The organism is Rhizobium sp. KDH_Rht_773_N (genome assembly GCF_052946295.1).
The window spans coordinates 3,939,055-3,959,738 of record NZ_CM129525.1 but is presented as its reverse complement, the minus strand read 5'-3'; the positions used below and the strand labels follow the sequence as shown (position 1 = coordinate 3,959,738).

Genomic DNA, 20,684 nt, shown 5'->3' with positions numbered 1-20,684 from the left:
GGACGTTACTACATTGCACAGAGATTGAAACGGAAGCCCCAGATTCTCAGAAGTTGAACAGATTTAGCGTTCGCTTGACGCAGCTTCAAGATATTGGGGGACTGAGAATAATCGTTGATAAGAACACCGACGTCGATAATCTACTGATATTCCTAGAACAAAAAATACAAAAGCAAAAGAGTTTGCATTTAAAGAAGAAGACAGATTACCGCGAAAAAGGACGGGATGTAACCGGATATAGGGCTGTACATCTGATAATAGAAAGCGGGAAACTTAATCTTGAGTTACAGATTAGGAGTAAAATTCAACATTATTGGGCGGAAAGCATTGAACGGACTTCCGTAATATACGGTTACCTGCTCAAAGAGCAGGAAGGTGATACCAATGTCATAAACTATTTCAAGGAACTCTCGGACATATTTTTCGAGATGGAGGCTGGACGTCTTCCTAGCGTTCGACAGAAATTGAGCCTTAATGCTTTAAGAGAAGTCGCGGAAAAAATAATAAAAAATTCCGACCGAGGTAACGTCTTGGCGGGTTATGTGAACGACGACATCATCAAAACACTGATTGAGATAGAAGCGAAAAATCCAAACGGGCTGAATAACTGGATATTGGTTTTCGATTGGTCGAGCGGAAACTTTGTCACTTGGGACGTCGTTGGGCGCGATCCAGCAACCGCAGTCGAAACCTACATCAAGTATGAGAAGCAATATACAGAAGATCGGAAGTTCGAAGTTGTACTAATTGGATCATCCGATATCGCTACCGTCAAACAAACGCATAGTCATTACTTTGGAATTGATTCTTTTGAAGATATACTCGAGAATCTTGATCAATCGATTATTGGATTCTCGGAAAGAATGGAGCTTGATGTCGGCGCACGTCAAATTCTTGCTGTAATGACAAGAAAGAAATACTGGGGAAAGAAGGAAATATCCCCTAACACGTTAAAGAATCACTATTGCCAAACGGTTCTGACGTTTGAGGCTTCGTTGAAGGCCTTGGCAGACAAGGGATTCCTCAATCAGAGCTCGATAAACGGGCCGGTGTCTCTCAACATAAAAAAGAGATCACTGGTAGAACAGCAGCTTTGAAACCCGGTGGTAATTTCGAGAGAGGTGAACGTTTGGTGAAATTTGACGTCGGCTCGGCGCCTCTTGGGCGTAGATCTGTCGCAGTACCCAGACACCAACTAAACCCACACACCCGTCACCCACCGTCCCTGCCCCACCCCCGCGGGTACACGACCACACTGGAGCGGCGACATGGCGGCCTATACGACCGACGATGCGAGGACACGATTCCCCCCCGCAATCACACCCACTACAACCACGGTGAGAATCCGTGACAAGAAGTGACCCCGCCCCCCTGAATTGTGGCGGGCATTCACCAGATTCGATGAACATATCCTGATGGCGGCTACACAGAGCCGCTTGATAGGAAAACGACTATGTCTACGCTTCGTAAGATCGCAGCAACGGGTCTTGTCTCCCTGACCCTTGCACTTGGCTCCCTCGCAACGGTAACGCCCGCGCTGGCGCATGGCGGCGGCGGTCACGGCGGCGGGGGGCATGGGGGCGGCAGCCACGAGGCGGGCGAACATGCGGGTCGGATGGGAATGGGCCGTTTCGCCGGGGAGGAATATCGCGGCGGGGCGTTCTTCCGCCACGACCGTTTCGACGGGCGGTTCAGGGATCGCGGCCCCGTCTTCTTCGGCAGCAACGACGATTACGACCGCTGCCAGTGGCAGTGGGTCGCCGCGCCCGACGGGCATACGATCCGCGATGAAATATGCTACTGAGCGAAGGCAGGCGCAGGCTCCCGCCGGCGCGGCGGTGACGGGCGCGGGCCGCAACCCGGCGCCCGCGCGGGCCTGAGCCGATCGCCCCGGCCTTGCCGCAGCTTCTCCTCGCGAAACGCTGCGGCAGGATCATGACGGCCTTTGGGCCTCGCCCCGGCTGAGGCGGCGCGCCGGAGCAAGCTTTGCGGTGCGCGCAACGGCCCTTTCCGCCGCCCGCATGGACAGAAACGACCGACCGGACCGGATTAAAGCCAATGCCAGACATCCGCATCGACCCCTTCCCCTCGCCCGAAGACCTGGCCGCCCTCTGGGCCGCCGCCTGGCAGGGCGCGCGGCCGCCGGATTTCGCCCGCATCCTGCCGCGCAGCCTTGCCCATCTCGGCGCCTATGACGAGGGGCGGCTGATCGGCTTCGTCAATGTCGCCTGGGACGGCGGCATCCATGCCTTCCTGCTCGATACCTGCGTGCATCCCGATCTGCGCCGGCGGGGCATCGCCGCCGCGCTGGTGAGCGAGGCGGTGCGGGTGGCGCGGGCGCGCGGGGCCGAGTGGCTGCATGTGGATTTCGAGCCGCATCTTCAGGGCTTTTACGCCGCCTGCGGTTTTGCGCCGACGGCGGCCGGGCTGATCCGGCTCGCCTAGAGCAATTCCAGCAAAAGTGGGAACCGGTTTTGCGTCCGGAATCGCGGGGAAAACAATAAGCTAGAGCATTGAAGGCGACTCCGTTTTCGCCGGAAATGCTCTAGTCTCGGCCGAGATTACGACAGAAGCGGCCGGTAGCCGCCGCCCTCGCGCCGGGTCAGGAAGAAATGCAGCAGGTTGGCATAGCCGCGCGCATCGTCGATGGCGCGGTGCGTGTGCTCCACGTTGCCCAGCCATTCGGCGGGATAATGCCGGATGTCGCATTCCCACGGCTTGCGCCCCGTCGCGCCCGCCACCAGCGAGAGGATGCAGAGCGGCGGATGGCGGAACAGCCGGTCGCCGATCCACGGCCCCTCGAACAGCGGCCGGCCGGTGAAGCGCTTCAGGTAATGGTCGATCCAGGGCGCGTCGAGCGCCACGGGATGGGCGGCGAAGATCGGCTCGGCGCCGAAGGACGAAACCCAGGAAACGAAGCGGGCCATGACATCGGCCGCCGGCTGCGGGTTCTCGCTCGCCGCCGCAAGCGCCTGAGGATGCGCCTGCCAGAAGGCCATGGTCACAGGATCGCGCCCCGCCCCCTCCAGCGGCGCCAGCACGGCCTCGAACTCGCCAAGCGCCTTGCCGGCCTCCGACAGGGCGACGCAGGCGAAGGAGAGCATGGAATGCCGGCCCGGAACGGGGCCGTCGAATTCGCAATCGGTGACGATGTAGATATGCGGCACGCGGGCTTTGCTCCTGCTTCGGGATTGGGCGAGCATAGCGGGATATTTGCCGCTTGCCACCGGGCTTTCTGCGCACGGCATTCGATGGGGTTGCCGTGAGGTGAGGAGTCTTCCGCCGCGTGGACACGCGGTGGCTGGATTCCCGTCACGACCACAGGAATCGCTTGGAGAAGCCTCAGCCGCTAGCCTTCGTCCCGCCCGCGGCTGCCCGTTCCAGCAGGGCCGCGGCAACCGTCTTTGCCGAGGCGAAGGCGGTCGTGTCGCCGGTGGCGTGGGAGAGCAGCAGCGCGCCCTGGAAGATCACGTTGAGCTGCTTTCCCAAAGCCTCCGGCTGCGCAAGGCCGGCCTTGCCGCAAAGCTCGGTGAACCTGGCTTCCGCCCGCGAGGCGGCGTGGCGGCCGAGGGCGACGATGCGTTCGTGTTTGCCGGCATATTCCTGCGCCGCCTTCAGGCCGAGGCAGCCGCGCGTCAGGATGCGCCTGTCCTGGCCGTGGCCGGTGTCGAAAAAGGCGGCGATCTGTTGCCTCGGGTCGGAAATGCTGGAGACCGGGTCGAACAGTTCCTGCACGATGAAGGCGCCGTAAAGCACCAGCACGGCCTCGATCAGCTCCTCCTTGGAGGAGAAATATTTGTAGATCGTGCGCTTGGAAATGCCGCTGCCGGCCATGGCCGCGTCGATGGCGGTGGCGTGGAAGCCGCCCTCGTAGAAGCGGTCGAACGCCCATTCGACGATTTCGCGCTTCTTGCCGTCGATGTCCAGATTCTCGTGCCTCATCCGGGCTCCCCCACTGCTGACCGCTTTTCCAATAGCAAAGCCGGTTGACCAAGTAAACGGTTCGGTTTACATCTCCGCCCGCGGTAAACGATCCGGTTTACCTCCATCGCCAACCTGTCGAGGTCATCATGTCCCTATCGAAGAAAGTCGTCCTGGTATCGGGCGCCAACAAGGGCATCGGCGCCGCCACCGTGCGCCGGCTGCTCAAGACCGATATCGCCAGAATCTACGCGGCGGCGCGCAATCCCGCCGCGCTGCCGGATTTCGGCGACGCCCGCGTCGTGCCGCTGCAGCTCGATGTCACCGATGCCGCCTCCGTGCGCAGGGCGGCCGAGGCGGCCGGCGATGTCGACCTGCTCGTCAACAATGCCGGCACCATGGCCTGGGGCGACTGGATCACCAGCACCGACGCCATGGTCGAGGCCGACATGAACACCAATTTCTACGGCACGCTTGCCGTCATCCGCGCCTTCCTGCCGGCCTTCCTCGGCCGCGGCTCGGGCACGATCGCCAATGTCGTCAGCATTGTCGGCCTTGCCGCCACCGCGCCGATCTCCGGCTATTCGGCCTCCAAGGCGGCCCTGCAATCGCTGACGCAATCGCTGCGCGCGACACTCGCGCCGAAGGGCGTTTCCGTCATCGGCATCTATCCCGGCCCGGTCGATACCGATCTTGCCGCCGCCGTGCCGCTGGCCAAGGTCACGCCGGAAGAGGCGGCCGAAAACATCGTGCTCGGCCTCGAAAAGGGCGACACCTATATTTTCCCCGATCCGCTGGCAAAGCAGATCGGCCACCTCTTCGCCACCGACGGCCACCAGCTGGAAGCGGCGATGAATATCGGCGGCTGAGCCGCGCCTTCCCGAAAATCACGGCAACGAACCCGGTGGCGGCCGAGCGGGGCCGCCGCCGCTGCCCCATCGCGGCCGGCATCCGGCCCGGCGCGACACACTGAAAGGACGAACGAATGGGCGATCTTCTCGATCTGGTATTCGAGGCGCATGGCGGGCTCGACGAATGGCGCAAGGTCGCCTGTGTCGATCTGCGCCTGACGATGCGCGGCGAGGCGGCGATCAAGCGCGGCGGCGGCCTCAAGGACGTGCAGGTCCGCATCGACACGCGCCGCCGGCGCACGCTGATCACCCCCTACCCGGCGCCCGGCCGCCGCGGCCTCTTTGCCGACGGCCGCGTGACGATAGAGACCGATGCCGGCGTGCCGGTCTCCGGCCTTGCCGAACCGCGCCAGTCCTTCGCGGGCTACGAGGTCTTCACGCCCTGGAGCCCGGAACAATTCCTCTATTTCGTCGGCTATGCGCTCAACAACTACCTGACCATGCCCTTCCTGCTCGCCGAAAACGGCGTCACCTGCGAGGAGCTTGCCCCGCACGAGGAACATGGCGAGACCTGGCGCGTGCTGAAGGCCACCTTCCCCGCCGGCCTGCATGTGCACTGCCCGGTGCAGACCTTCTATTTCAACAGCCAGGGCCATCTCGTACGCAACGACTACGCCCCCGAGGTCAGCGGCGGCGGTGCCGCCTCGCACTATACCTACGACCACCGCTTCTTCGACGATTTCCTCTTCCCCACCCACCGCCGCGTCGTGCGCCGCGACGAGACCGGCCGCAGCCTGCTCTCCGCCCCGTCGATCTTCGTGCTCGATATCGGCCAGGTGGTGGTGACGCGGGGGTGACAGGCGGGGCGGAGTGCCGGTGGGCCGCGGTGCGTGGAGCCCCCGCCGGCATATCCCCGGCAACTACCAGTCGACCGCCGCCGGCTTGGGGATGCGCGCCATGATATCCGCAAGGCTCGTTCGCGCCAGCCGCGCCACCAGGAGCGCCTCGGCATCGTCGAGCGCCGCCTCCACGCTGCCGAGCAGCGCCCGCTCGATGGCGCAGCCCGGCGGGTTTTCCTCGCCCTCGATCTCCATGCGCAGGAAGCGCTCGCCGAGTGCGGCATAGACATCGGCAAGCGTGATCGCGTCCGGCGCGCGCGCCAGCAGCCAGCCGCCGGAATGGCCCTTTTCGGAGGAGACGAGGCCGCTTTCCCTCAGAAGCCCCAGCGTGCGGCGCACGACGACCGGGTTGGTGCCGCTGTGTTCGCCGATCTCGCCCGAGGTCAGCGGGCGCGGCGGCGTCAGCGCCGCCAGATGCGCCAGCGTGTGCAGCGCCAGGGAAAACCGGCTGTTTCGCTTCATCGATGCCATTCCTTCAATTATGTAACTTTTAATGTTGCGTGAATGACGCAACCCGTATAGTTACATGATAACATCAATTGGAACATTGTCATGGCCTCGATCGAAACACGCGCGCAATCGCCGGCCGCGGCGCTGGCGGCGATCTATTGCTTCAGCGCCGGCCCTGTCGGCTTCGCCATCCAGAAATACCTGACGGCCTGGTTCGGCCCGGCGGAAATCATCGCCGTGCAGATGACGACGGGTGCGGCGGCGCTGTGGGCCGTCTCGCTTTTCCTGCAGCGCCGGCCGGTCGCGCCCGCCGAAAGGTGGAAACCCTTCGCGATCGGCATTCTCCATCCCGGCATCTTCATGATCGCGTTCACGGCGGCAAGCCGCAGTCTCGATGGCGTCACCCTCATCCTGCTCAGCGCCTTCATGCCCGCCGTCGTCGGCCTCGCCGCAAGGCTCTTTCTGGGCGAGCCGCTGAAGGCCACCACCTTTTTCGGTATGGGCGTGGGTTTTGCCGGCCTGCTGCTCGTCATGTCCGAGCGGCAGGCCGGCGGGCAGAATTCGGCCGGCGGTTATCTCACCGCGCTCTCGGCGCTCGGCCTTGCCGCCTGCGGCCAGCTCGCCGGCCGGGCGCTGCACACACGCTCCGCCGTGCCGTGGACGGTCGTGGCGACCATGCAGGTTTCGGGCGCGGCCGCCGTCGCCTGGGCCGCAGCTCTCGTCACCGGCTTCGGCATGGGGCTCGCGGATGCCGCGCGGCACTGGCCCTCCCTCGCCTATATCGGGCTGGTGGCAACGGCCGGCGGTTACTTCGCCTATAATTTCGCGCTGTCGAAAATGCCGGTGCTGCAGCTCGGCCTCCTCTCCTCCGTCGGCCCCGCCACCGGCGCCGTGGCGGCAGCGGTGATTTTCGACAGTCCGTTCGGGGCGCGCACGGCCGCGGGCGTGGCGCTGATCGTTCTCGGCACCGCGCTGCCGGGCTTGATTACGCTCGCGCGCGGCAGGACGGCGGCGCGTCCGGAGTGATCGCAGCCCGCCCCTTGCCCCACGAATTTACGCCGGCGTTTACGGTAACGTACTTCCCCGCCATATGCGCGATTGGTTAGGACTCCCCCCAAGCCGAGAAGCGGAAGCGGAGGGGTTTCTGTGAGACATCGCCAAAGCGAAAATCCGGGCCGGCGGCGCCTTCGTGCGGGAGCCATGATCGCCGCCGCCGCCATTCTCGTCGCATCGGGCCCCGTCGCATCGGGCGCCCGGCGCGCCGAGGCCGCCGACGACCTCGTCATCGCCGTGCCGAACTGGCCTTCCGGCCAGGCGACGGCCAATATCCTCAAGGTCGCGATCGCAAGGACCTTCGGGCTGAAGGCTGAGCTGCGCCCGATGGGCGAGCTTAGCGCCTTTGCCGGGCTCGAAAGCGGCGAGATCGACATTCACCCCGAAGTCTGGCGGCCGAACCTCGACGCGGCGATCGAAAAATATGTCGACGGCAGGAAGGCGGTGGTGCTGGCCAAACGCGCCGTCGCCGCCTGGCAGGGCCTCTGCGCCACCGAGGATGCGGAAAAGGCCGATATCAGGAGCGTCAAGGACCTTTCCGACCCGAAGAAGGGCGCGCTGCTCGACACCGACGGCGACGGCCGCGGCGAACTCTGGATCGGCGCCGCCACCTGGACCTCGGCCGGCATCGAGCGCGTCCGCGCCATGAGCTACGGTTATGCCGGCAACCTGGCGCTGGTGGAGGCGGAAGAGGATGTCGGCATGGCCGCCGTCGATGCGGCTGTCGCCACCGGCCGGCCGATGGTCTTTGCCTGCTATGCGCCGCACAACGTCTTCGAGCTGCACAAGGTAACGCGCCTGCAGGAGCCGGCCTATGACGCGGCGCACTGGAAGATCGCCCCCGGCAGCGATCCGCAATGGATCGCCCATTCGAAGGCCGATGTCGCCTGGCCGCCGTCGAGCTTCCAGATCGCCTGGTCCGCCGCCTTCGGCGCCCGCCATTCCGACGTCGCCGCCTTCCTCGACAGGATAGACCTGACGCCGCAGGAAGTGACGCTGATGACCTATGCGCTGCAGGTGGAGCGCACGCCGCCGGCCGACTACGCGGAAAAATGGGTGGCCGATCATGCCGCCCGCATAAAAGGGTGGGCAAAGCCATGAGCCTGACATTGCAGAAAGCCGCGCTCGCCGCCCTCGCCCTCGGCCTTGCCTCCCATCTTGCCCTGGCCGCCGGCACGCAGATCTACGATCCGAAGACGCGCCAGTGGGTCGATTACGACAAGAACACGGCGCGCAAATATTACGCCCGCAACAAGCAGGTGCCGGATGCCTTCCGCCGGCAGGTCGTGACCTTCCGCACCGCCGAGGAGCCGGGCACGATCATCATCGACGGCAACCAGCATTTCCTCTATCTCGTCCAGCCCGGCGGCCAGGCGATCCGCTACGGCATCGGGGTCGGCCGCGAAGGTTTCGGCTGGGCCGGCATCGTGCGCGTCGGCCGCACCGCCGAATGGCCGACCTGGACCCCGCCCGCCGAAATGGTGGCCCGCGACCCGAACGCCGCCAAATGGGCGGCCGGCCAGCCGGGCGGCCCCGACAACCCGCTCGGCGCCCGCGCGCTCTATCTCTATGCCGGCGATGCCGACACGATCTACCGCATCCACGGCACGCCGGAATCCTGGACCATCGGCCTCGACGTCTCCTCCGGCTGCATCCGCATGAACAATGACGACATTATCGACCTGCATTCGCGCATCAAGGTGGGCGCCAAGGTCATCGTCCTGATGCAGGGCGCCGCCCTCTACAAGGGCGTTTGAGCGGAGGGCGTCTGAGCGGGCGCGGCCGGCGGCTTCAATCCGAAACGGGGGAAACAGAATGCGCATGTCCTTTGAGAGCCGGCCGCTCCTGGCCGCATGTCTTGGCGCCGTCGCCGCCGCACTCGCCGCCTGCCAGTCGTCCTCCCCGCCGCCCGACCAGATGTCGCGCACGGCGGTCGAGACCGCGCCGGCCGACCTGCAGCTGCTCTGCGCCGATGCTGTCGCCAAACAGGCCGGCCTCGACCGCGCAAAGATCCTGCCCACCAGCTCCCGCCCGGTCGAAGCCGGCGGCTTCACCGTCGACCTCGACGCCTCCGGCCGCAAATTCGCCTGCACGATCGACAGGACGGGCGTGGTGCGCAACGTTCAGGCGGTGTGAGCGCGGCGGTTCGGGGTGCGCGTGGGGCCCCGGCGCGGGTTGGCGGCTTGCCGCTGGCGTTTTGCCGTGTGGTACCCCACGACGGCATCAAACGGCCCTGCCGCCCCGCCCCTATTCCCCGGCCGGCTGGATGCTCGGATAGGCGGCCCCGGCTTCGCCGCCCAGCCGCTCCAGCATGATCTCGATCAGCGCCCGCACCTTGGCCGGCACATGCGGCCCCGGCGGGCGCACCACGTAGATTGCGCCCTCGTCGAGATAATAATCGACCAGCAGCGGCACCAGCGTGCCGCGGCGGATCTCGTCGGCGACGATGAAGGAGGGCAGTTCGGTGACGCCGAGGCCGGCCAGAACCCAGCTCAGATGCACTTCGGCATTGTCGGTCGAAAGCCGCCCGCTCGGGCGGATCGACACCATGCGCTCGCCGGCGCGGAAGCGCCATTCCGGCGTGCTGCGGCCGGAATAGATGATGCAATCGTGCGAGAGCAGGTCTTCCGGCCGCTCCGGCCGGCCGTGGCGGGCGATGTAATCGGGGCTGGCGACGATGAAGGGGCGCACCGGCGCGATGCGCCGCGCAATCAGCGAGGGGTCGCGCAGCTCGAACAGGCGGATGGCCGCGTCGTAATGTTCGTTGATGAGATCGACCGCCCGGTCGGAAAAGGACACGTCGAGTTCGAGGCGCGGATGGCGGCCGGCAAGCTCGGTCAGGATCGGCCCGAGATAACGCTGGCCGAAGGCGAGCGGGGCGGCAAGCCGCAGCCGCCCGGTGACATCGCCGCCGGCATAGGTGGCGACCGCGTCGCGCGCGTCGTCCAGCTCGGCCAGGATGCGCCCGCAGCGCGCCTTGAATTCGAGCCCGGCTTCCGTGGCGCTGATGCCGCGCGTGCTGCGGTTGATGAGCTGCGCGCCGAGATCGCTCTCCATGCGCGCGATGCGCCGGCTGACGATCGATTTCGACACGCCGAGGCTCTGGGCCGCGCGGTTGAAGCCGCCGCTTTCGACCACCGCCACGAAACTCCTGATATCGTCCAGATCGATCATCCGCGTTCCACTGGACGCAACACCCTGTTGCCGCAAGCGGGCATTGTGCCGCCCTTCCCCTCGCTTTAACCTCGGTTCACTCTATTCGGCCCGATGGCTACTATCATGACGGATATGGCGCCGCCAGTGGCGGCCGGAGGCGGACGCGTGCCCGATGACGGGGTGCGCCCGCAACGGGCAGGCATGCCGCAGGCAGAGCGTTGCCCCTCCTGAAACATTCGGGCTGGAAAAGGCGGGCCGCGGGCGCGGCCCCGAACCGATTGGCGCCGCATACCAGGAAGAGCACATGGCCGACACGCCGACAGCAAGGAGCCTCCCTGCCCGATGGAGCGAGGCGGGGCGCAGAGAAGCCTCTGCCGCGCAGGCGCCGATCGTCGTCTTCCGGGGCGGCGCCGAGGCCGGGCCGCCGCCCGCCCGCCCGCGCGGGCAATCCCGCCACGGCGCCCTCATCCATTCGCTCCCGGTCCCGGTGCTGCAGTTCGACGCCACCGGCCTGTGGGCGCTCTTTTCCGCGATGAAGGCCAGGGGCCATGCCGAAAGCCTGTTTGCCAACGGCATGTGGCAGGGCGGCATTTCCAAGGCCGGCCTCTTCGTCGCCGATGCCAACGAGCCGGCCGTCTCGCTGCTGCAGGCCTCCGCGCCCGCCGACCTGACGGGGCCGGCGAGCTACCTGTTTGCCGCCTCGCCCCAGACCCTGCAGCGGCTGCTGCGCGCCTGGTCGGAGGGAGCGAAACTCTTCAGCGAGCAGATGAAGATGCGCAATTTCCGCGGCGCCACGCTGGAGGTCAAGCTCTCGGTCGCCCTGCCCGCGCCCGCCTTCCCCTCTCAGGACGGGTGCGAACCCCTGCTCGTCGTGCTTGAGGACGTCACCGGCCGGCGACCGGCGAGCGAACTTGCGGGCGACCACGCGCCCGACCCGCTGCATACGGCGCGGCTTGCCACGCTCGGCCGCTTCGCCACCTCGATCGCCCATGAGGTGAACCAGCCGCTGGCGGCCATCGTCACCGATTGCGAAACGACCATGCGGCACCTGGCGCGCGACGAGCCGAACCTGGCCAAGCTCGGCGAACTGGCGGCGCGCATGGCCGCCAGCGCCAGGCGGGCGAGCGAGATCGTCAGGCGCGTGCGCGCCATGGCGAGCGGCCGCACGAACACGCCGGTCCCGCTCGATCTCAACGAGATCGTGGGCGAGGCGCTCGCCTTCCTGCGCCACGAGACGGACATGCACGCAGTCACGCTCTCCACCGACTGCCGGCCGGGCCTGCCGGCCTTCCGCGGCGACCGCGTGCAGATGCAGCAGGTCGTCGTCAACCTGCTGGTCAATGCCGTCGAGGCCGCCGTCAGCAGCGGCAGGCGCCCGCCCCGCATCGAGATCGCCACCGGCGAGGCCAAGGGGCGGCTGGAATTTTCCATCCGCGACAGCGGCGACGGCATCGCCGCGGCCGACCTCGCCCGCATTTTCGACTGCTTCTACACGACCAAGGAAGACGGCGTCGGCGTCGGCCTTTCCATCTGCCGGTCGATCATCCTCCACCACGGCGGCGAAATCACCGCCGCCAATGCCGGCGACGGCGGCGCGGTGTTTCGCTTTTCGTTGCCGGTCGGCGAGCGGGGGGATGGATAGCGCTGGGGTGTGGGAACTCGTCAGGCGTTGTGCCGTGGGGTACCCCCCTCTGTCCTGCCGGGTCCTTCGGACCCCCCACAAGGAGGGAGATTGGCTAGGGGCGCCGGTTTCCCCAAACAATCAGCGTTTGCAAACTGCACAACGTTAGAGATGGGCGAAGGTCCCGCCTCTGACCGATCTCCCCCTTGTGGGGGGTCCGAAGGACCCGGCAGGACAGAGGGGGGCGCCACGCTGTACAACGCTCAATGCTATCAAATACTTACCAGAAACCCCCTCTCCCCCTCAAGCCCCCACCTTCCGGTAGGCGGCAACCGTCATCCATACGGCCGACAGCAGGAAATAGAACGCGCCGAAGCCCGCATAAGGCGCAATGTCGAGAATGCCGGGCACTGCCGTGCCCAGCGCCCGGCTGATCATGAAGCCGCCGGCGAGTGTGGATTGGGCGCCGCTGAGCACCATGACCCATTGGGCGCCGTAGCTGCGCCAGCGCCGCACGGCGGCGGAAAGCTGCAGCAGGCCGGACAGGATGGCCCACAGGCCGAAGACGCCGAGCACGGCATGGGTGCTGTTGGCGACGGCAACCGCGACCGCAAGCGTGGTGATCGTGCTGACGGCGACGTTGAACGCCTGGGCGGGATTGGCCTTCAGCCCGCCATTGGCGCGCGCGTCCACGAGATTGGCCGCCGCATCCCAGGCGGGATAGAGGACGAGCAGCGCCGAGACCAGCGCCGGCTGGCCGGAAAAGACGACGGCGGCGGCCACCCAGCCGACCGAAAAGACCGCGCGGACGAAATAATAGGACCGCAACCAGCTGGACGGGGCGGAAGGTTGGTTCTGCATGACGGGCTCCTTGTTTGCCTTTTGCCTCCCTACTAGTAGGTAGATCAAATCGCCGAGTCAACCCGCCCGCGGCCCGCCCTGCCCGCAGCCGCAACACAAGCGCGTGAGCGCGCCGAACTTGACAGCCTTCCTACCCGAAGATAGGCAGGCGGCATGGAACAGACGACTTCGGAAAAGATCCTCGACATCGCCCAGTCCCTCGTCATCGCGGGCGGCTACAACGGCTTCAGCTATGCCGACATTTCCGAGGCGGTCGGCATCCGCAAGGCGAGCATCCACCACCATTTCCCCACCAAGGCCGAGCTGATGCAGGTCCTTGTCGAGCGCTACACGCAGCGCGCCCGCGCCGGCCTGAAGGCGATCGGCGCGCATGTGCCGGACCCCGCCGGCCAGCTGCGGGCCTATCTGGCCTATTGGGAAAAATGCATCCTCGACGCCTCGCAGCCCTTCTGCGTCTGCGCCATGCTGGCCGGCGAAATGCAGATGCTGCCCGCCCCCGTGGCCCTGCTCGTGCAGGCCCATTTCGAGAATCTGGCGGCCTGGCTGGCATCGGTGCTGAAGGCCGGTGCGGACGCCAGACTCTTGCGGCTGGACAAAACGCCCGAGGAGGAAGCCGACATGCTGATGGCCTGCGTCCACGGCGCCATGCTGTCCGCCCGCGCGCTCGGCAATCCCGGCCTGTTTGCGGCAATCGTCGGCCCGCAGCTTGAAAGGCTCAAGGCCTAAGCGCGCCCATATCTGCCGGCTCTCAATGCGCGAGCAGCAGCGGCAGCCGGCAATCCTCGACCATCCTTCGGGTGACGCCGCCGAACAGGCTCTGCTGCCATCTCGGGTGGTTGTAGGCGCCCATGACGATCAGCTCTGCGCCGGTGTCCACCGCATGTCTGGCGATGATCGCGTCGGCGCTCTTTCCTTCGCTCGAAAGGCGGTCGACCTGCACCTTGACCCCGTGGCGCGCGAGAAAGGCCGCAATGTCGGCGCCCGGCTCTTCGCCGTTCACGCCCATGCGCGCGACCGGATCGACCATGGTCACATGCACGAGCCCGGCCCTTTCCAGAAGATCGAGCGACTGGCGGGCGGCCCGCGCCGCCTCGTTGCTGGAATCCCAGGCCAGCACCACGGCCTTCGGCGGCGCGGCGAAGGCATGCCCGCCGCGATTGATCAGCACCGGCGTCGGCGCCTGGAAAAGCGCGCCGTCGAAGATCCGCCTGCGGAAGTCCGCGTCGTCTGCCGCCTCGCCTCCCAGAAGCACGATATCGGCATAGAGGGCGCGCTCGGCGATATCCTCGTCGGCCCATGCGAATTCGGTGTAGAGATCCTGAACCTCGAACGAAAGGTCGCGGCCGGACAGCGCCGCCTTGATCTTCTCCGCCGCCGCGGCGAGTTCGTCGATCTCCCTGCGCCTCTCGTCCAGCCAGCTGGTGGAGACGACGTCATATTGCCCGAATGACGGCGCCGCGCCGATGGAGACGACAAGCGCGGTCAGATGCGCCCCGTGGGTGGCGCAGAACCCCGCCGCGCCTTCCAGATCCCGCTCGTAGCTGCTGCTTTTGAGGATGCTCAGAACTGTCGCAATGGCCATGATGGCTGCCCTCCGTGATGGACATCGCCACGGTAGCGATCCGGCCGGGGGCGGTCTTTGACATCGGTCAACAGGGATTTTTGGCGACATGCGCCGCCGCGTGAGAAACCGCAGGAACGGTCGGGCGCGCCGGCGAGGAAGCGCGCGACTTCCCGCTCTATTGCCGGCGGCTGACCTTCTTTCCCGAGGTGGCGGAGCACGAAACGGTCGCCGACCTCTTCTTGCCGCTGAAAGAGAGCAATTCCAGGAAAAGTGGGAACCGGTTTTCCGTCCGGAATTACGAAAAAACAATAGGATAGAGCGCTTCCGCCGATTCCGTTTTCGCCGGAAGCGCTCTAGCGGCGGCTCAATGGCACAGCGCAAGGGTGCGCCGGCGCCCTTCGCTCCTCTGCGGGCGGCGACGGTCCACCGAGAGAATGTCGATCAGGTCGGCGAGCCGGAACTGGTGTTCGACGCCGCCGACATCGATGAAAAGCTCGCCGCCGCTGATGTGTAAACCGACGGCGACGAAGTTTCTCTCTTCACCCTCATCCAATACCGAAACAATAAACAGAGGCCCCTCCCTCTTTCGTCTATTCCTTTTTATAGAGTAAATCGGTGAATGCTTTATTATTATCAGTTAATAATAATTTCTATTCAACGGATTGCAATCTTTCCCTGCGCGGCCGGAAAACGCGGGGGGCACGCGCAGGCTCAGCTTTCGCCGGCCGGCCGCCCGGCGGCGGCGGACGCCCGAGCCGCCTTGCCCCGGTTGACCAGCAGGCGCGACAGCACGTTGCGTTTCCTGCTGCGCGGCACGAGGTCTATGTCGCTGACCAGCCTGGCGCCGCCCTCGCGCCGCTCCAGCGTGATCTTGCGGCTGTGGAAGACTTCGAGTTCGGCCCGGTGGGCGACGCTGACGATGGTGACTTTCGGCAATTCGCGGATCAGCATGTCCATCATCCGGTCCTGGCTCTTCTCGTCAAGCGCGGAGGTGGCCTCGTCGAGCACGATGATATCGGGATCGTGCAGCAGCAGGCGGGCGAAGGCGAGGCGCTGCTTTTCGCCGCCCGACAGGATCTGGTCCCACGGCGCCTCCTCCTCCAGCTTCTCGTTGAGATAGCCAAGCCCGACCGTCTCGAGTGCGGCGCTGATCTCTGCGAGTGGCCAGCCGTCGGCGGCCTTGGGATAGGCGACGGCCCGGCGCAGCGTGCCGGAGGGAATGTAGGGCCGCTGCGGCAGCATGAACAGGCGCCTTCCGGGGTGGAAATCGACGCTGCCGTGGCCCCAGGGCCAGAGGCCGGCAATGGCGCGCACCAGCGTGCTCTTGCCCGAGCCGGATTCGCCCGAGACCAACACCCGCTCGCCGGGCTCGATTTCCACCTGCGTTTCCGTCACCACGGCGGTGCCGTCGTCCAGCGATACGGCAAGGTCGTTCAGCGCAAGCACCGCCTCGCCCTGCGTTTCGCCGCGCTGGATGCGCCCCAGCGCATCGCTCTTTTCGGCCCGCTCCAGCCCGTCGAGCGACATCATCAGCGAGGCGACGCGGCGCGCGCAGGCGTTCCAGTCGGCAAGGCGCGGATAGTTGTCGACCAGCCAGCCGAAGGCGGTCTGCACGATGGCGAAGGCGGATGCCGCCTGCATCACCTCGCCGAGCGTCATGCTGCCTTCGAGGAATTTCGGCGCGCAGAGCAGCACCGGCACGACCGGCGCAACCAGCATCGACCCGTGCGAGACGAAGGTCGTGCGCATATATTGCCGGGCAAGCTGCGCCCACTGGCCGAGCACGTTGGAAAAGGTGCGGTCGAGATCGTTGCGCTCCTCCTCCTCGCCGCCGAGAAGGGCGATGCTCTCGCCGTTTTCGCGCACATGCGTCAGCGTATAGCGAAACTCCGCCTCCGTCTGGTTCTTGACCTCGGAGACCGCGACGAACCGCCGGCCGATGACGGCGATGGTGGTCGAGGTGATGGCGGCGTAGAGCACGGCGGTGACGACGAGGAAGCCGGGAACGGTGATGCGCGTGCCGCCGACCGGCAGGGTGAGCGCCCCGCCGATCGCCCAGAGAACGACGATGAAGGTGGAGGCCGACAGGAAGGCCGAAATGACGCCGGCGGTGAAATCGACGGGCGATTCGGTGGCGATGCGCAGGTCTTCGGAAATGCGCGCCTCCGGGTTCTTGTGGTCGCCGCCGATCAGGTTCAGCTGGTAATAGCGCCCGTTCGCCAGCCAGCGGGCGATGAGGCCGCGCGCCAGCCACTTGCGCCAGCGCCGCTGGATCATCATGCGCACATAGACCTGGCTGGTGACGAGCACGACGCTGCCGGCCACGAGCGGCAGGAAGACGGCGCCGAGATAATAGACGGTGGCCGCGTCATGCCGCTCGATGGCGTCGAATATGGCGCGGTTCCACCTGTTGATGCCGTACTGGAAGCCGACATTCATGCAGATCATCGCCACCAGCCCGACCGTGAAGGGCCAGGCGAACCCGTCCCCGCCGCGCCCCCAGAAGCCGCGCGCGCTGATCCAGAACCGTTTCAGCAGATATTTCTTGCGCGCCCGCTCCGCCTCTTCCGGAGTCAGGCCCGGATCGGGTTCGATCATGTCGGGCGGCGGCCCGGCCTCGACGGCCGGCGCCTGCGCCGGGGGCGATACATCGGCACCATCTGCCTCGGCGCCGCCGACCGATGTGGAAGGAATTTTTGCGTCGGTCATGAGCGCGAAAACGGCCAAGGGGCCGAAAGGTTTCATGCGGGCGCGATCGGGCCGGCCTGCGCCGCGGAAAAACCGGCCCGGCCCGGCGGCGGGCCTGCCCTAGCCCTTCTGGTCCGTGCGCCCCTCCAGCCGCAGCCGGCCGTCGAGCGCAAGCGCGATCCGCCCGCGGCCGAGCCGCTGCAGGCGCACCGGCAGCGCCTTTTCGTCCAGCCGGCGACGCAGAAGCAGCAGGCGGGTTTCGAGATTGTCCTTGAAGTCGGGCAGTTTCAGCGTCGCGTCGAGGCGGATTTCGCGGTTGGTGAATTCCAGCCGGCCGCTTTCCAGATGTTTCTCCAGCATCGAGGCGAGCAGCCGGCCGGCCACGCCCTTGATGACATATTCGCCGTCGATGAAGATGCTGTCGTCGAAGCGGTGATGCACCACATGGATGGAGCGTTCGGGAGGCGGAGCCTCGCTTGCCGCCGTCCTTGCCGGCTCGCTGTCGAGCGACAGGACCTCGCTGAGCGCCAGCGACGTCGCCGCCTGCCGCGCCACGATCGAAAGCGCCGCCTCGTCCTCTCCCGAAAAGGCCAGCCGTTTCCGGCTCTCGACGAAGAGCACGCCGCGCAGCGCGCCGGCGGCAATCATCGGCACGGCGATCTGGCTCATCGCGTCGGGCATGCCCGGCAGCGGGATGGAGCGGGTGCGGTCCTCGTCGGCGGCCGAATCGCGCACGGCCGCGCCGAAGCGGCGGATGCGGCTCATGTCGCTGACCTTGACCAGCCGCCCGCCGCCGGCCGCAGCGCCGATGACGCCCTCTCCGACCGGCACGTCCGAGCCGATGCCCGAATGTTCGTAGCCGAGGCTGCCGATGGTGACGAGCTGGCTGCGCTCCTCGTAAAGCTGCAACAGCAGGCTCTGGCCGAAGCCCAGATGGTCGCGGATGCCGGCAAGCGTCGCGTCGACGATGCCGTCGGCATCCGTCTGCGCGCCGATCGCCTCGACGATGGCCGCCGCGGCGGCGATCCTGTCGCGCTCCGGCTCGTCCGGCTCCGCCGTCGCGACCTGCGAGGGGATCGCGTCGATGCGTATCACGCGGAAAACGTCGAGATTGCGCAGCTTCATGATGCCGGCCATGCCGACCTGGGCGCTGCTGGCATCGAGCTGCAGCGACAGATGATCGAAGAGCGGCCCCTCGTCCACCGAATAGGCGAAGACCACTTCGAGCCGGAACTGCGCGGCGTTGCGCGCATCGACCAGCAGCACGGCGGCATGCGGGTTGAGCCGGATATTGGCGGCCGTCTTGGCGAAGAACTGGTTCGACAGCGCCACATGCCGGTCGTCCACCATCGCCACATGCGAGAGATAGGAAATGTTCGGCAGGCCCTCGGCATCGGCGGTCGAGATGATCGAGGGAATGACGCCTTCGAAACAGGCCGAGAGATCGGAGAGCTTGAGACTCATGGCGCGGCACTCCAGATGCGGCTGCCGGCCTGCGCGCCCGGCGTCTGCACGAAGATCGCCGCCGCATGCAGCGTGACGACCACGGCCTGCCGGTTGCCGAGGACGGGCATGATGAGCTCCGGCAGCAGGCCGAGCTTCATCTGGGTGGAGACGACATCGACGATATAGCGGTCGGAACGCTCCATCTCCTCGCCCGTGGCCGGCCGCAGCTCCGCCCGCCCCTTGACCTGGTAGGAAACATAGTCGGACGGGCGGGTGAAGGTGGCCGCCGCCTTGCCGTTCTGCCTGAGATTGGCGATCGTCTGCGGCCATTGCCACTCGGAAACGACGATCGAGACGGTCTGGCGCTCGCGGCATGTCCAGGCGCCGGCGCCGCGGGCAATTTCCGGCCGGCCGGCCGCGCTCGCCGTGCCGATGATCTGCATCACCGGGCTCTCCATGAAAGCCGCAATATCCTCCTGAAACATGCCCTTCCTCAAAATGCGCTGCCCGCTCCACTTAGGCAGGTTTTAGGATTTTCGCCAACCGGCTTAGTGAGCTTTTAGGAAACGGCGGCCGGCAAATTCGCTAGAGGGCCCGCACCGCAAACGGAGCAAGCCATCTCATGTCCGACACATCCATCCTCACCATGCCCGACAACAGGGTCGCCGTGATCGGCGCCGGGCCGGCCGGCCTCGCCGCCGGCCGCTGGCTGATCGCCGCCGGCCTGGAACCCGTCATCTTCGAAGCCTCCGCCCGCCTCGGCGGCCAGTGGAACCCGGCGGCGGCAACCAGCGCCACCTGGCCCGGCATGCGCACCAATACCAGCCGCGTCATGACCGCCTTTTCCGATCTCGACCATGCCCCCGGCAGCCACACCTACCTGCGGCAGGAAGAGATGCTGGACTATCTGGAACGCTACGCCCTTTCCTCCGGCCTGATGCCGCATCTGAGGCTGAAGACGCGGGTGGAGCGGCTGGAGCGCGCCGGCGCCGGCTGGCTCGTCCGCTCCGGCAGCGATGCCGGCAGCCGCGTCGAGGCCTTCTCCCGCGTCGTCGTCGCGACCGGCCGGCAGGCCCTGCCCGACGTTCCCGACATCGCCGGGCTTGAGGGTTTCACCGGCTCGCTCGGTGCGGCCCACACCGCCCAATATGCCGGCGCCGAACGCTATCGCGGCCGCAGCGTGGTCGTTGCCGGCTGCTCGGTCAGCGCGCTCGAAATCGCCACCGATATCGCCCAGGGCGGAGCGGCCAGGGTCGTCGTCACCAACCGGAGACAGCGCTACGTCCTGCCCAAGCTGATTGCCGGCGTGCCGACCGACCATGTGATGTTCAACCGCGCCGCCGCACTGATGGAACGCGTGCTGCCGCCGGAAATGCTGGCCGAAGGGCTGACGATGAAGATCCGCCAGCTGGCGGGCTCTCCCGGCCAGTTCGGCGCGCCGGAGCCTTCGGGCAATGCCTTTGCCGCCGGCATTTCGCAGTCGCAGGGCTTCCTGCCGGCCGTTGCCGAAGGCCGCATCGAGGTCAGGCCGTGGATGGAACGCATCGAGGGGCAGACCGTGCATCTGCGCGACGGCAGCAGCGTGCGGGCCGACGCCATCCTCTTCGGCACCGGCTACCGCATGTCCATGCCCTGGCTTTGCGAGGAGCTTGCCGGCGCAATCGGCCTCGATGCCTATGGCGTCGATCTCTTCGACCACACGTTCCATCCGGATCTGCCGGGCCTTGCCTTCCTCGGCCTCTTCGATCTCGTCGGCCCGGCCTTCCCGGTTCTGGAGCTGCAGGCCCGCTGGGCGGCGCTCTGCCTTCGCGAGCCGGCGGCGCTGCCGCCGCGCGAGGCGATGCTTGCCGGCGTCAGCCGCAGCCGCGCCACGCGCTCCGGCCCGGTCAGCCTGCCGATGCATGCCGCGGCCCTCGTCTTTGCCCGCCACGCCGGCGTCGAGCCCGATCTCGCCCGCTGGCCGCAGCTGAAGCGCGCCCTGCTCTTCGGGCCGCTGTCGCCCGCCTCCTTCCGCCTGCAGGGACCGCACGCGCTGGCCGATGCCGCCGCCAGGGTCGAGGCGCAGGCGGCCGAATTCGGCGCCATCACCTCGCCCGATTTCACCGCCGAGGAACTGGCGATCCGCAATCTCCTGGCCCTCGACCCGCTTCAGGCCGCCGTCTGAAGCCCCTCCC

General features: G+C 66.3%; 22 protein-coding genes. 13 read left to right on the top strand and 9 right to left on the bottom strand.

The annotated features are described in order from the left end of the window. The first annotated feature begins 74 nt into the window (after nt 1–74). The 3 genes from ACU8HS_RS19675 (at nt 75) to ACU8HS_RS19665 (ending at nt 2,445) form a co-directional block, all read left to right on the top strand. Nucleotides 75–1,097, top strand: a complete 1,023-nt coding sequence (locus ACU8HS_RS19675; protein WP_447015011.1) for a RelA/SpoT domain-containing protein — start codon at nt 75–77, stop codon at nt 1,095–1,097. Nucleotides 1,098–1,453: 356 nt separating this feature from the next. Continuing rightward, nucleotides 1,454–1,804 (top strand): hypothetical protein, encoded by a 351-nt coding sequence (locus tag ACU8HS_RS19670; protein WP_447015010.1) that lies wholly within the window; start codon nt 1,454–1,456, stop codon nt 1,802–1,804. A gap of 254 nt (nt 1,805–2,058) precedes the next feature. Continuing rightward, nucleotides 2,059–2,445, top strand: a complete 387-nt coding sequence (locus ACU8HS_RS19665) for a GNAT family N-acetyltransferase (RefSeq protein ID WP_447015009.1) — start codon at nt 2,059–2,061, stop codon at nt 2,443–2,445. 116 nt (nt 2,446–2,561) lie between these two features. Here ACU8HS_RS19665 and ACU8HS_RS19660 read toward each other — a convergent pair whose 3' ends face one another. Together ACU8HS_RS19660 and ACU8HS_RS19655 are read right to left on the bottom strand one after the other, a co-directional pair. Then, nucleotides 2,562–3,167 (bottom strand): exonuclease domain-containing protein, encoded by a 606-nt coding sequence (locus ACU8HS_RS19660; RefSeq protein ID WP_113414610.1) that lies wholly within the window; start codon nt 3,165–3,167, stop codon nt 2,562–2,564. Between the two features lie 175 nt (nt 3,168–3,342). Beyond that, nucleotides 3,343–3,942, bottom strand: coding sequence for a TetR/AcrR family transcriptional regulator (locus ACU8HS_RS19655; protein ID WP_447015008.1), 600 nt, complete (start codon nt 3,940–3,942; stop codon nt 3,343–3,345). A gap of 128 nt (nt 3,943–4,070) precedes the next feature. Between ACU8HS_RS19655 and ACU8HS_RS19650 the strand changes: the two genes are divergently transcribed. Then, nucleotides 4,071–4,790, top strand: a complete 720-nt coding sequence (locus ACU8HS_RS19650; RefSeq protein ID WP_113501033.1) for an SDR family oxidoreductase — start codon at nt 4,071–4,073, stop codon at nt 4,788–4,790. 116 nt (nt 4,791–4,906) lie between these two features. Continuing rightward, nucleotides 4,907–5,629 (top strand): hypothetical protein, encoded by a 723-nt coding sequence (locus tag ACU8HS_RS19645; protein ID WP_447015007.1) that lies wholly within the window; start codon nt 4,907–4,909, stop codon nt 5,627–5,629. Between the two features lie 63 nt (nt 5,630–5,692). Here the strand turns inward: ACU8HS_RS19645 and ACU8HS_RS19640 are convergent, their stop codons facing one another. After that, entirely contained in the window at nt 5,693–6,133 is a 441-nt protein-coding gene (locus ACU8HS_RS19640) for an Rrf2 family transcriptional regulator (RefSeq protein ID WP_112573596.1), read from the bottom strand. A 90-nt stretch (nt 6,134–6,223) separates the two neighbouring features. On the opposite strand from ACU8HS_RS19640, the gene ACU8HS_RS19635 reads away from it, so the two are divergent. The 4 genes from ACU8HS_RS19635 to ACU8HS_RS19620 all read left to right on the top strand — a co-directional run bounded on the left by ACU8HS_RS19635 (nt 6,224) and on the right by ACU8HS_RS19620 (nt 9,310). After that, nucleotides 6,224–7,147 carry a DMT family transporter gene (locus tag ACU8HS_RS19635; RefSeq protein ID WP_447015006.1) on the top strand — a complete coding sequence of 308 codons (924 nt, stop codon included), beginning with the start codon at nt 6,224–6,226 and terminating at the stop codon, nt 7,145–7,147. Between the two features lie 174 nt (nt 7,148–7,321). Further along, nucleotides 7,322–8,275, top strand: a complete 954-nt coding sequence (locus ACU8HS_RS19630) for an ABC transporter substrate-binding protein (RefSeq protein WP_447015926.1) — start codon at nt 7,322–7,324, stop codon at nt 8,273–8,275. Further along, nucleotides 8,272–8,931, top strand: coding sequence for a L,D-transpeptidase (locus tag ACU8HS_RS19625; protein WP_112573588.1), 660 nt, complete (start codon nt 8,272–8,274; stop codon nt 8,929–8,931). Before ACU8HS_RS19630 ends, ACU8HS_RS19625 begins: the two co-directional genes overlap by 4 nt. Before the next feature lie 58 nt (nt 8,932–8,989). Next, nucleotides 8,990–9,310 (top strand): hypothetical protein, encoded by a 321-nt coding sequence (locus tag ACU8HS_RS19620; protein ID WP_112573590.1) that lies wholly within the window; start codon nt 8,990–8,992, stop codon nt 9,308–9,310. Between the two features lie 111 nt (nt 9,311–9,421). On the opposite strand, the gene ACU8HS_RS19615 is transcribed toward ACU8HS_RS19620, so the two are convergent. Continuing rightward, complete coding sequence (locus ACU8HS_RS19615; protein WP_113500351.1) at nt 9,422–10,348, bottom strand: LysR family transcriptional regulator; 927 nt, start codon at nt 10,346–10,348, stop codon at nt 9,422–9,424. A 286-nt stretch (nt 10,349–10,634) separates the two neighbouring features. Here ACU8HS_RS19615 and ACU8HS_RS19610 point away from each other — a divergent pair, with 286 nt between their 5' ends. Next, nucleotides 10,635–11,972, top strand: coding sequence for a sensor histidine kinase (locus ACU8HS_RS19610; RefSeq protein WP_447015005.1), 1,338 nt, complete (start codon nt 10,635–10,637; stop codon nt 11,970–11,972). A gap of 282 nt (nt 11,973–12,254) precedes the next feature. Here ACU8HS_RS19610 and ACU8HS_RS19605 read toward each other — a convergent pair whose 3' ends face one another. Then, entirely contained in the window at nt 12,255–12,812 is a 558-nt protein-coding gene (locus tag ACU8HS_RS19605; RefSeq protein WP_112573614.1) for a DUF308 domain-containing protein, read from the bottom strand. A gap of 153 nt (nt 12,813–12,965) precedes the next feature. Here ACU8HS_RS19605 and ACU8HS_RS19600 point away from each other — a divergent pair, with 153 nt between their 5' ends. Beyond that, on the top strand, nt 12,966–13,538 hold the full coding sequence (locus ACU8HS_RS19600) for a TetR/AcrR family transcriptional regulator (RefSeq protein WP_447015004.1): 573 nt from the start codon (nt 12,966–12,968) through the stop codon (nt 13,536–13,538). A gap of 22 nt (nt 13,539–13,560) precedes the next feature. Here the strand turns inward: ACU8HS_RS19600 and ACU8HS_RS19595 are convergent, their stop codons facing one another. Beyond that, a complete protein-coding gene (locus ACU8HS_RS19595) occupies nt 13,561–14,394 on the bottom strand; it encodes a universal stress protein (RefSeq protein WP_447015003.1) in 834 nt (277 codons plus the stop codon). Between the two features lie 349 nt (nt 14,395–14,743). Between ACU8HS_RS19595 and ACU8HS_RS19590 the strand changes: the two genes are divergently transcribed. After that, nucleotides 14,744–14,890 (top strand): hypothetical protein, encoded by a 147-nt coding sequence (locus ACU8HS_RS19590; protein WP_162713006.1) that lies wholly within the window; start codon nt 14,744–14,746, stop codon nt 14,888–14,890. A gap of 197 nt (nt 14,891–15,087) precedes the next feature. Here the strand turns inward: ACU8HS_RS19590 and ACU8HS_RS19585 are convergent, their stop codons facing one another. The 3 genes from ACU8HS_RS19585 to ACU8HS_RS19575 form a co-directional block, all read right to left on the bottom strand. Then, entirely contained in the window at nt 15,088–17,085 is a 1,998-nt protein-coding gene (locus ACU8HS_RS19585) for an ABC transporter ATP-binding protein/permease (protein ID WP_447015002.1), read from the bottom strand. Between the two features lie 99 nt (nt 17,086–17,184). Then, the gene (locus ACU8HS_RS19580; RefSeq protein ID WP_112705384.1) at nt 17,185–18,528 is read right to left on the bottom strand and encodes a GAF domain-containing protein; all 1,344 of its coding nucleotides are present in this window, start codon (nt 18,526–18,528) and stop codon (nt 17,185–17,187) included. Beyond that, nucleotides 18,525–18,995 (bottom strand): pyridoxamine 5'-phosphate oxidase family protein, encoded by a 471-nt coding sequence (locus tag ACU8HS_RS19575; protein WP_112573605.1) that lies wholly within the window; start codon nt 18,993–18,995, stop codon nt 18,525–18,527. The genes ACU8HS_RS19580 and ACU8HS_RS19575 overlap by 4 nt, the downstream gene beginning before the upstream one ends. Nucleotides 18,996–19,132: 137 nt before the next feature. Between ACU8HS_RS19575 and ACU8HS_RS19570 the strand changes: the two genes are divergently transcribed. Next, the gene (locus ACU8HS_RS19570; RefSeq protein ID WP_447015001.1) at nt 19,133–20,674 is read left to right on the top strand and encodes a flavin-containing monooxygenase; all 1,542 of its coding nucleotides are present in this window, start codon (nt 19,133–19,135) and stop codon (nt 20,672–20,674) included. Nucleotides 20,675–20,684: the final 10 nt, after the last annotated feature.

What these genes read in the sequence shown, in the direction of transcription:
- ACU8HS_RS19670 (WP_447015010.1), top strand. Translation starts at nt 1,454, where the DNA reads ATGTCTACGCTTCGTAAGATCGCAGCAACGGGTCTTGTCTCCCTGACC.
- ACU8HS_RS19665 (WP_447015009.1), top strand. Translation starts at nt 2,059, where the DNA reads ATGCCAGACATCCGCATCGACCCCTTCCCCTCGCCCGAAGACCTGGCC.
- ACU8HS_RS19655 (WP_447015008.1), bottom strand. Translation starts at nt 3,942, where the DNA reads ATGAGGCACGAGAATCTGGACATCGACGGCAAGAAGCGCGAAATCGTC.
- ACU8HS_RS19650 (WP_113501033.1), top strand. Translation starts at nt 4,071, where the DNA reads ATGTCCCTATCGAAGAAAGTCGTCCTGGTATCGGGCGCCAACAAGGGC.
- ACU8HS_RS19645 (WP_447015007.1), top strand. Translation starts at nt 4,907, where the DNA reads ATGGGCGATCTTCTCGATCTGGTATTCGAGGCGCATGGCGGGCTCGAC.
- ACU8HS_RS19640 (WP_112573596.1), bottom strand. Translation starts at nt 6,133, where the DNA reads ATGAAGCGAAACAGCCGGTTTTCCCTGGCGCTGCACACGCTGGCGCAT.
- ACU8HS_RS19635 (WP_447015006.1), top strand. Translation starts at nt 6,224, where the DNA reads ATGGCCTCGATCGAAACACGCGCGCAATCGCCGGCCGCGGCGCTGGCG.
- ACU8HS_RS19630 (WP_447015926.1), top strand. Translation starts at nt 7,322, where the DNA reads ATGATCGCCGCCGCCGCCATTCTCGTCGCATCGGGCCCCGTCGCATCG.
- ACU8HS_RS19625 (WP_112573588.1), top strand. Translation starts at nt 8,272, where the DNA reads ATGAGCCTGACATTGCAGAAAGCCGCGCTCGCCGCCCTCGCCCTCGGC.
- ACU8HS_RS19620 (WP_112573590.1), top strand. Translation starts at nt 8,990, where the DNA reads ATGCGCATGTCCTTTGAGAGCCGGCCGCTCCTGGCCGCATGTCTTGGC.
- ACU8HS_RS19615 (WP_113500351.1), bottom strand. Translation starts at nt 10,348, where the DNA reads ATGATCGATCTGGACGATATCAGGAGTTTCGTGGCGGTGGTCGAAAGC.
- ACU8HS_RS19610 (WP_447015005.1), top strand. Translation starts at nt 10,635, where the DNA reads ATGGCCGACACGCCGACAGCAAGGAGCCTCCCTGCCCGATGGAGCGAG.
- ACU8HS_RS19605 (WP_112573614.1), bottom strand. Translation starts at nt 12,812, where the DNA reads ATGCAGAACCAACCTTCCGCCCCGTCCAGCTGGTTGCGGTCCTATTAT.
- ACU8HS_RS19600 (WP_447015004.1), top strand. Translation starts at nt 12,966, where the DNA reads ATGGAACAGACGACTTCGGAAAAGATCCTCGACATCGCCCAGTCCCTC.
- ACU8HS_RS19595 (WP_447015003.1), bottom strand. Translation starts at nt 14,394, where the DNA reads ATGGCCATTGCGACAGTTCTGAGCATCCTCAAAAGCAGCAGCTACGAG.
- ACU8HS_RS19590 (WP_162713006.1), top strand. Translation starts at nt 14,744, where the DNA reads ATGGCACAGCGCAAGGGTGCGCCGGCGCCCTTCGCTCCTCTGCGGGCG.
- ACU8HS_RS19585 (WP_447015002.1), bottom strand. Translation starts at nt 17,085, where the DNA reads ATGACCGACGCAAAAATTCCTTCCACATCGGTCGGCGGCGCCGAGGCA.
- ACU8HS_RS19580 (WP_112705384.1), bottom strand. Translation starts at nt 18,528, where the DNA reads ATGAGTCTCAAGCTCTCCGATCTCTCGGCCTGTTTCGAAGGCGTCATT.
- ACU8HS_RS19575 (WP_112573605.1), bottom strand. Translation starts at nt 18,995, where the DNA reads ATGTTTCAGGAGGATATTGCGGCTTTCATGGAGAGCCCGGTGATGCAG.
- ACU8HS_RS19570 (WP_447015001.1), top strand. Translation starts at nt 19,133, where the DNA reads ATGTCCGACACATCCATCCTCACCATGCCCGACAACAGGGTCGCCGTG.